This is a genomic window from Candidatus Poribacteria bacterium (genome assembly GCA_021295755.1).
GTDB lineage: Bacteria > Poribacteria > WGA-4E > WGA-4E > PCPOR2b > PCPOR2b.
On record JAGWBT010000015.1, the window covers coordinates 40,225 to 48,623 of the forward strand.

At 51.2% G+C, this 8,399-nt stretch carries 7 protein-coding genes; all 7 read left to right on the top strand.

All coding sequences use genetic code 11. The features are described from left to right. The coding region (locus J4G02_03580) for a Gfo/Idh/MocA family oxidoreductase (GenBank protein ID MCE2393674.1) at positions 1–680 on the top strand (680 nt) is incomplete at its 5' end. A gap of 63 nt (positions 681–743) precedes the next feature. Next, positions 744–1,475, top strand: a complete 732-nt coding sequence (locus J4G02_03585) for a haloacid dehalogenase type II (GenBank protein MCE2393675.1) — start codon at positions 744–746, stop codon at positions 1,473–1,475. Next, positions 1,447–2,211, top strand: coding sequence for a DUF429 domain-containing protein (locus J4G02_03590; protein ID MCE2393676.1), 765 nt, complete (start codon positions 1,447–1,449; stop codon positions 2,209–2,211). The genes J4G02_03585 and J4G02_03590 overlap by 29 nt, the downstream gene beginning before the upstream one ends. Positions 2,212–2,293: 82 nt before the next feature. Then, positions 2,294–3,526, top strand: coding sequence for a beta-lactamase family protein (locus tag J4G02_03595; protein ID MCE2393677.1), 1,233 nt, complete (start codon positions 2,294–2,296; stop codon positions 3,524–3,526). A 46-nt stretch (positions 3,527–3,572) separates the two neighbouring features. Further along, the gene (locus J4G02_03600; protein MCE2393678.1) at positions 3,573–4,769 is read left to right on the top strand and encodes a phytanoyl-CoA dioxygenase family protein; all 1,197 of its coding nucleotides are present in this window, start codon (positions 3,573–3,575) and stop codon (positions 4,767–4,769) included. 56 nt (positions 4,770–4,825) lie between these two features. Continuing rightward, a complete protein-coding gene (locus J4G02_03605; GenBank protein MCE2393679.1) occupies positions 4,826–5,668 on the top strand; it encodes an amidohydrolase in 843 nt (280 codons plus the stop codon). Between the two features lie 60 nt (positions 5,669–5,728). Further along, positions 5,729–6,913, top strand: coding sequence for a galactonate dehydratase (gene dgoD, locus J4G02_03610; protein MCE2393680.1), 1,185 nt, complete (start codon positions 5,729–5,731; stop codon positions 6,911–6,913). Positions 6,914–8,399 lie beyond the last annotated feature (1,486 nt).

An 8,399-nucleotide genomic window follows, 5' to 3' on the forward strand; every position in this document is an offset into this window, starting at 1 on the left:
CGGCGGGCGTCAATATAGAACAGTTGAAGCGAATCCACGAACTCTCGGAGCGCAAGGGATTGTGCCTTCAGATGGCGTACATGTGGCGTTACAATCCTGCAATCCATGAAATGCTGCGTCTTGCTAAGTTAGGTGCGTTTGGCGATATTTTCTACTATCGTGGACACATCCCTAAACCAATATCGTGGCACCCGGAGTTGGCGCAGGAGTACAAGGTATATCACGGTGGGATTTACTTCGAGATGGCGGGACATCTGATTGACCTGATGGTTATCCTGATGGGAGAGCCAACGGGAGTGCAGCCCGCCTTGGGACGACACTACGACAGTCGGTCGGAGGTGGATAATGCGGTCGTCGTCCATCAGTTTGAAAGTGGATTCGGTACAATCGATACCGCCGGTATGCACATCGAGAGCGGCAAAACCCGCCGTATCGAAGTCTACGGTACAAAGGGCACAGCGATCCACACTCCCATCGGTTCAGATAACCTCACCCTGTTTCTGGCTGGGTCGCAGGACGTAACCATTACTCGATTATCGACCTCTGGGTCGCTTCTGCGAGAGCTTGCTGCTTGCATTCGTGGGGAAAAACAGCCGGATTACACATTGGCGCATGATAGAGCTGTGCAGCGGACACTATTTGCTGGGTGCGGCATAACAGATGGGGACGCACTTAGATAAGTGTGAGTATTCTACGAGCTTTGACCCTGACTGAAATAAGCCCGTTTGTCTGGAAGGAGTTGTATGAAAGATAATGCAAAAGCAGATGTCCTTGAAATCAAAGCGCTGACATTTGACGTATTCGGCACAGTTGTAGACTGGCGCGGTAGCATTATCCGCGAAGGCGAGGCGTTTGGAGCGGCTCATGGGCTTAATGTGGATTGGGCCGAGTTTGCAGACAAATGGCGGGGAGGATACGGTCCTTCGATGAATCGCGTCCGTAAGGGGGAGCTGCCGTGGCTGAACATAGATACCCTTCACCGTATGATTCTGGACGAGCTGCTTGATGGGTTCGAGATTACAGGGTTAAGCGAGGCGGACAAAGATCATCTCAACCGCGTGTGGCATCGCCTCATCCCATGGCCCGACGCTGTTAGTGGACTCCAGCGATTGCGTGAGCGATTTATTGTCGCCCCCCTTTCCAACGGCAACATCGCCTTGCTCACCAATATGGCGAAACACGCGGGTCTGCCGTGGGACTGCATTCTGTCTTCAGAGTTGGCGAAGCATTACAAACCGGATCCGGAGGTCTACCAGACCGCCGCAGACCTACTAGGTCTTTCCCCAAGTGAAGTGATGATGGTAGCCGCACATCCCGGCGATTTGATCGCTTCGTCGGCTGTCGGATTCAAAACTGGATTTGTACCTAGACCCGAAGAATACGGTCCGCACCGCAACCGAGATCTGGAACACGACGCCGGTTTCGATGTAGTGGCGAGCGACTTCAATGATCTGGCAAGTCAGTTGGGAGCGTAGAACAAAAATGTTCGTCGGTGTGGACGGTTGCAGAGCGGGTTGGTTCGCCATTGGGTTGGAAGCGGAAGGTAATTGGCAGGTGGATGTTTTTCCGGAGGTATCTAGCCTGTGGAATCATCACCGGCAGGCGTCCTTAATACTGATTGACATTCCAATCGGCTTGAAAGCGGAGGGTAGGGCTGAACGCCGTTGCGACCCACAAGTCCGGAAGCTGCTCGGTCCAAGACGTTCGAGCGTGTTCCCTGCGCCGTGCCGGAGGGCAATCTATGCGTCGTCGTATCAGGAAGCATGTGACATCAATCAACAGTTGACGGGTAAACGGCTATCCGTTGAAAACTGGAATATTATCCCAAAAATTCGTGAGATGGATTCCCTGCTTTCGGAGGACATCTCTGCGAGAGATCGCATCAGAGAGATTCACCCGGAGCTCTGCTTTTGGGGTTTGGCGGGTCGTCCGATGCAACACGCCAAAAAACGGAGTGAAGGACTGTCGGAACGGACGCAGCTCCTCCAGTCAGTTTACCCACAGACCGCCGATATTATCGCCCATGCGCTATCCACCTACAAGCGCAAAGATGTCGCAAAGGACGACATTCTTGATGCACTGGCTGCCGTAGTGACTGGATTGATGGGAAAGCAAAATCTTACATCAATTCCGCAAGAACCTGAGTTTGATGAACGCGGCTTGCGGATGGAGATGGTATACTGCCCGCATACTGTGGGTGAATTTTCATAACGTACGACTAATTTTACTTTCGATGTATTCAAAGTTAGATGCTTCAGTTTCAAATTGATCCATAAGAAAAGAAGGGCACATCATGCGAGTTCGAAACACCGGAATTATCGTCAACCGTCGGCTCAAGATTCGATGCCTCGTGTTAGTGATTGTCGGTATTGGGTTCATTATGGGTGGCACGGTCGCGAATAGTTGGGCTCAAGTAGCGTCAGCCTCCCCCGGCCTCAACAGTGAGCTATTGAACAAAGCATACCGGTTATTGGAAGAAGCTGTGGAGGCGGGAAAGATACCGGGTGCCGCCATCCTTGTCGCGAGACACGGTATTGCCATGGAGCCACGATGTTTTGGACGCATATCCCCTGAACCTGATTCTCCGCCAATCCAACCGGACACTATGTTTATTCTAGCATCTGTGACGAAGCCGATGACTGTTGCAGCAGTCATGCTACTTGTCGAGAGAGGTAAAATCTCACTTGATGATCCGGTCGTTTCAATCATTCCGGAGTTTGGAACTCACGGGAAAGAGCAGGTCACGATTCGGCACCTGATGACACATACATCGGGCTTACCTGATATGCTGCCTGAAAATCAGAAACTCCGGAAGCAGCACGCTCCGTTAGAGGAGTTTATCCGTCGGGTGTGTAATCTTAAACTCGGTTTCCCGCCAGGCACAAATATCGAATACCAGAGTATGGGGATCGCTATCCTAAGTGAGGTTGTCAAGCGGGTCGAGGGAGTCCCGCTTCCACAGTTTATGCATCGCGAGATTTTCCAACCTCTCGGCATGAAGGATACAGCTCTTGGGGCGCGAGGTCTCAACACAGATCGAATTGCGCATGTGAACGTGGACAATGTTGAAATGGGCGGGGTGAACATGAAAGGTCAGGACTGGAGTTGGAACAAACCCTATTGGCGGAATTTTGGTGCGCCTTGGGGCGGCATGTTTTCATCGGTTGCGGATATGTTCCAATACTGTCAGATGTTCCTTAACCAGGGGGAACTTGATGGAGTTCGCATCTTTAAGCCGGAGACGATACAGAGGATGGTGACAGATCAGACCACATCAATGGAGACCCTCCCCGAATCCGCCAAAGACGCGGCGTGGGGACTAGGTTGGCGGTTTCAAGCCAAGTACGCTTGGCCCAGTTTCGGAGATTTCGTTACTTTTCCTTCCTACGGTCACTGGGGGTCAACCGGCACACTCGTTTGGGTTGATCCCAATCAAGAGTTAATCTGCATTATACTTACTACAGAACCGGATGCCCACGGTATATTAAGACAGTGCGCTAGTCTGGTTGCCCTCTCTGCAAAATAAGGCGGATTAATCGAAACCCTATAGGTTTATAACAGGAGACACAGAAATGGAATTCAATCGAGACCAATTCATGGAAGAAGGGTATTTGGTCCTGCGGGAGGTCATCCCGCCGGCGGAATTGGAAGATTTGCGCGCCGGTTACGAGCGGATGGTCGATCGACAGCGGGGGCTCTGGGCGAGCGAACGCAATCCAGACGACCCGCCGGGCGCTCGGTTGGCGCTGCATCGGCGTCCTCTGGTAGACCTGATCGATAAGGATACAGCGAACACAGCGGAGATCTGGCTTCACGAAAACACGCAGGGCGTCAGCACCCAGTTGATGGGAGAGCCAGATGCAGGTGTTACCGAAATGATGATGATGTGCAGCCCGGTACGCGACCGGGGTCCCGCTGTCTGGCACCGCGATATCCATCCCATTGATACCGCCCCGCTACAAGCCTACATAGATGACATCAAAGAGAATGGACCGAGATACGTGCAATGGAACATACCCCTCTACGATGACAGTGTGCTATGGGTCGTGCCCGGCAGCCACATACGCATCAACACCGAAGAGGAGAACCGTCAGTTACTAGCGGATCCGCGCCTCCCTCTGCCCGGCAGCGTCCAAACGCATCTCAATGGCGGCGATGGCGTAGTTTACATCACCCCCATCCTGCACTGGGGTAGTAACTACAGTGCAAAGCTCCGGCGCACCATCCACGGCGGCTTTTGCAACTTCACCAAATACGAAGATCTAAGTTACACAAAAAATCTATCCGCTGAAGCCCAAGCGACGCTAAACCGGTGGGACAAACGGAGCGAGCGGATGCAGGATCACACCGAATCCGCGCTGCGTGCTGCAATTGAAAAAAACGGTTCCGCCTACCACGCTGCGTTGGACGAGATACATCCGGGCAGAGCCGAAAAAGGCAAAATGCTGACGACTATCTTCTTGTGCAAAGCAGCGTTCTTTATTAATCTATGCCAGAACCCAGATCTTGAGGACGGACCCGAAGACCTTCGTCGGCGAGGGACAAGCGCACATCCGACCACGCTGAACTGGGGTCCCGAATTCGCAGATCGCTTCACACCGGAGGAGGCGGAGACGTTGTGGAAACGGTTTAAGCCGCTTGATGCCAAACTTCAGAGGGACGAGGAGCATTTTTTCCCCGGCTTCCAATCGGGCCCGATGCGCTACTGCTTTAATGAGACACCCGTCGATTTCGGTGTAGAGGAATTCATTGCAAGTTGGGAGGGTTGACAACTGTCCGAAGGGGCAGCACCTCTAGATGGTTAAATTTGGGAGAGGAGAAATAGATGATCGTTGATGTACACAGCCATTGCCTGCAGCCGGAGCACATGAGCGAAGCCAACCATCGCGCTAACGAACGGGCAGGTTATCCGCCGATGCCACCATTGTCGCCCGAAACGTATCTTAAAGCGATGGAGGCGGTTGACAAAGCGATTGTTTTCGGCGTGCGGGGTGTATCTGCCGGTATGTACAGCCCCAACAATTTCACCGCTGAGTGGGTCAAGCATGCACCGGACAAGCTAATTGGCTTCGCAGCGATAGATCCGACTGAGGAGGACCATCTCGAAGAGGTCGATCGGTGTGTGTCGGACTTGGGATTGCAGGGCATTAAGCTCTATCCCATGCTAGGACGATACGATCCCACTGATCCCACCGTCGCCTTTCCCTTATACGAAAAGGCGCAGCGGATGGGATTGCCGATCTTGTCGCACATGGGAACACATCCGGGTCCTCGGGCGATGCTCAAATACAGTTTGCCGATATTGATTGATGAAGTTGCCCAAGCGTTTCCAGACCTCAAGTTTATCATGGCGCACATGGCACACCCGTGGCAGCGAGATTGTGCCGTTGTCTTGCGCAAGCACCCTAATGTCTATGCGGATGTCTCCGGTGGTGGATGGGTCCGTCCGTGGCAGGGATGGGAGGGGTTAATTGGCATGGTTGAGTGGGGTGTGACAGACAAACTCCTTTTTGGCTCTGATTTTCCGTTATGGACACCGCAGGAGGGCATGGACGGGCTGCGCCGGCTGAATGACCAGCTTGAAGGTACAAAGCTTCCGCGTATCCCGGACGATGTGATCGAAGGGATTATCCACCGGGATTCGCTTGCGCTGCTAGGGTTGGAATGATAAGGGATTCCCCTCGCGACTGTGTGTTTGCTACGCAGCACTTGAAAGAGGTTTATTCAGATGGCACGTATGCGTGTAACTGAAGTCAAAACTTTTCTTGTCGGTGGAAGCTGGCGCAACTGGCTCATCGTGAAAATAGAGACCGATGCGGGCATCCACGGCGTCGGTGAGGCTACCCTCGAAGGCAAATCGAAAACGGTCGAAGGCGCGGTGGTCGAATTGACCCGCTACATTGTCGGCAAGGACCCGTTTGCCATAGAGAAGCATTTTCAGGAGATGTACCGGCGTGCATTTTACGCCGGCGGGGAAGTGTTGACCAGCGCAATCAGCGGAGTCGAGACAGCGCTGTGGGATATCAAGGGCAAGGCGCTTGGTGTGCCGGTATACGAACTACTCGGCGGTCGCACGCGCGATCGAATTAAGCTGTACGCCAACGCATGGTATAAGCAGGGTATGAGTCCCGAAGAATTTGAGCGGGCAGCAAAAGAGATCGTAAAACTTGGCGCAAAGGGATTGAAGTTCAATCCCTGGGGCGGGCGTCCCGGTATCGATTTCTATCGGTTGGATAACAATATCTTGAACACAGGGATTGACGCCGTAGCAGCCGTGCGGGAGGCGGTTGGACCGGATATCGACCTGTACATTGATTGCAACGGGATATTCAACACCGCCGCCAACGCGGTTCGGGCGGCGAAGGGTGTCGAGCAGTACAACATCAGTTTCTTTGAAGAACCTGTTCCACACGAAAATCTTGACGCAATGGCTTATGTGCGAAGCAAGATTGACATCCCCGTTGCCACAGGTGAACGACTGTTCACCATCTTCAGTTTTCAGCAACTGCTTGAGCGTGGCGGGGCAGACATCGTTCAGCCGGATATGTCGCACTGCGGTGGGATGCTTGAAGCGAGGAAGATTGCCGCAATCGCAGATTCGCACTACGCGGCATTCGCGCCGCACAACCCTAACGGGGAGGTATCCTACGCTTCCTCCGTTCAGCTCGCTGCGTGTGTTCCTAACTTCTTGGTATTAGAGCACTTTCCGCCCGAACCGTGGCGCTTCGATGTTTGCATAAATCCGATGATCGTCGAGGATGGCTGGCTTGAGATCCCTGACCGTCCGGGGTTGGGGGTCGAATTCAACGAGGAGGTCGCGCTGGAACATCCCTACGAACCGATTGACCTTTATAACCTACACCGCCCAGAGCTACAGCAGAAGGCACCCCGATACGAGGGCAAGCTGCGCTGATATATCCGATTGGCTCATGTAAAAAGAGAATGCAAAATACAAAAAGCGTGAAACGTGAAAACCAGCCGTTCATTGGTTCATTAATGAACGAGTGAACGAATGAACTCAATCCGTTTCTATTGCGCGATTTCTTAACATAAACCTTGCGTTTTTTCCTTGATCTTCCGTCAGAAATCGGCTATCTTTTTACTATTGGCATACCAGTCCAAATTCCTAATGATTTAGCAGAAATGAAAGGAAATCATCATGATGCACCAAGCCGTGACCTCCAATCAAAGCATTACGCCAATAAGAAAAGCGCAAGAGTGCGTCTATTGGCAAGATGGAGAAATGTACCTCGGATATTAAAAAGTATCCTGATCATTGGACACAAGGCGAAACAATAGGCGAATTGGAAGAAAACCTTCTTGATATTTATGACGCTCTATAAACCTGATAATTTTCTGACTAGATAAACTCTTGACAGCACAACCCCTAACTTTACCCCCGCGCTGAATTGCACCGATGACGGGGGTTTTCTTTGTATCTCTGTCATATTTGGAAGGAATTGGGGGATAGCATTTCACTCAAGTCTACAGAGGTTGCGGTGATTAAGCTGTTAGCCTCAATTGCGTGGCGGTCGATTTGTGAAAAACTGGGTTTTGAATTGTCGAATGAATATTGTATGAATAAATAGCTTAGGATTTACGCACATGGTCAGAAAATAGGTTATAATAACGCAAGTTGCTAGAGCGCATTGACATTTATCAGAAAATTTGCTCATAAATCAATGCTAATATGGCAGGCCAGCAAACCTTTCAGTGGAATCTTGCTCATAAATCAATGCTAATATGGCAGGGGCAAACCGTTCACAGGCAACCGCTTTAGCAGAGCGCACATCTGTAAAACCGCTGAAGTATAGAGGCCATCGGGATTCTCGGCACACCCGCCAATTATGAATACCCCTATAGGGAGTTGAAAATATTTTTTTTACCTGTCAGTGCCCTGCCAAACCTGTGAATCGGATCGGTGTAGGAGGTAAATAGTCATACTGATTTGCTTCATTGATGTTATTGTCAGTTTCACAGGGATAATCCTGTTAATCCTTTAATCCAGAGAATCCTGATTCAGACAGACAAAACAGCAGCACCACAACTAGTGCTCAATCAGATAAGTTTTGGAATTATTATATATGTTACCGTTTGCTTTCAACCAATATACACAAGCATAATTTGCCTGATGGGTTGAACGGGTAACCGTGAAACCCAACAATATCCCCTCTTCGTAGGTCAGGCATCTTGCCCGACCCACAGCCAGCAGGACGATATATATGTAACACACAATGATTTGGTAGGGAACAACGATCGTTGTTCCCTACGAATCGGGCCGTAGATGCACGTATATTTCGTAGGGAACGGAGATCTCCGTTCCATCTGTTAAATGTCAACAGAACCTAGCAACTTAAGTTAGCTTTAGAGAGGGTCTGCCCACTATGCTTGATGTCGAA

Coding starts and splice junctions, on each gene's coding strand:
- J4G02_03585 (MCE2393675.1), top strand. CDS start 744: ATGAAAGATAATGCAAAAGCAGATGTCCTTGAAATCAAAGCGCTGACA.
- J4G02_03590 (MCE2393676.1), top strand. CDS start 1,447: ATGATCTGGCAAGTCAGTTGGGAGCGTAGAACAAAAATGTTCGTCGGT.
- J4G02_03595 (MCE2393677.1), top strand. CDS start 2,294: ATGCGAGTTCGAAACACCGGAATTATCGTCAACCGTCGGCTCAAGATT.
- J4G02_03600 (MCE2393678.1), top strand. CDS start 3,573: ATGGAATTCAATCGAGACCAATTCATGGAAGAAGGGTATTTGGTCCTG.
- J4G02_03605 (MCE2393679.1), top strand. CDS start 4,826: ATGATCGTTGATGTACACAGCCATTGCCTGCAGCCGGAGCACATGAGC.
- dgoD (MCE2393680.1), top strand. CDS start 5,729: ATGGCACGTATGCGTGTAACTGAAGTCAAAACTTTTCTTGTCGGTGGA.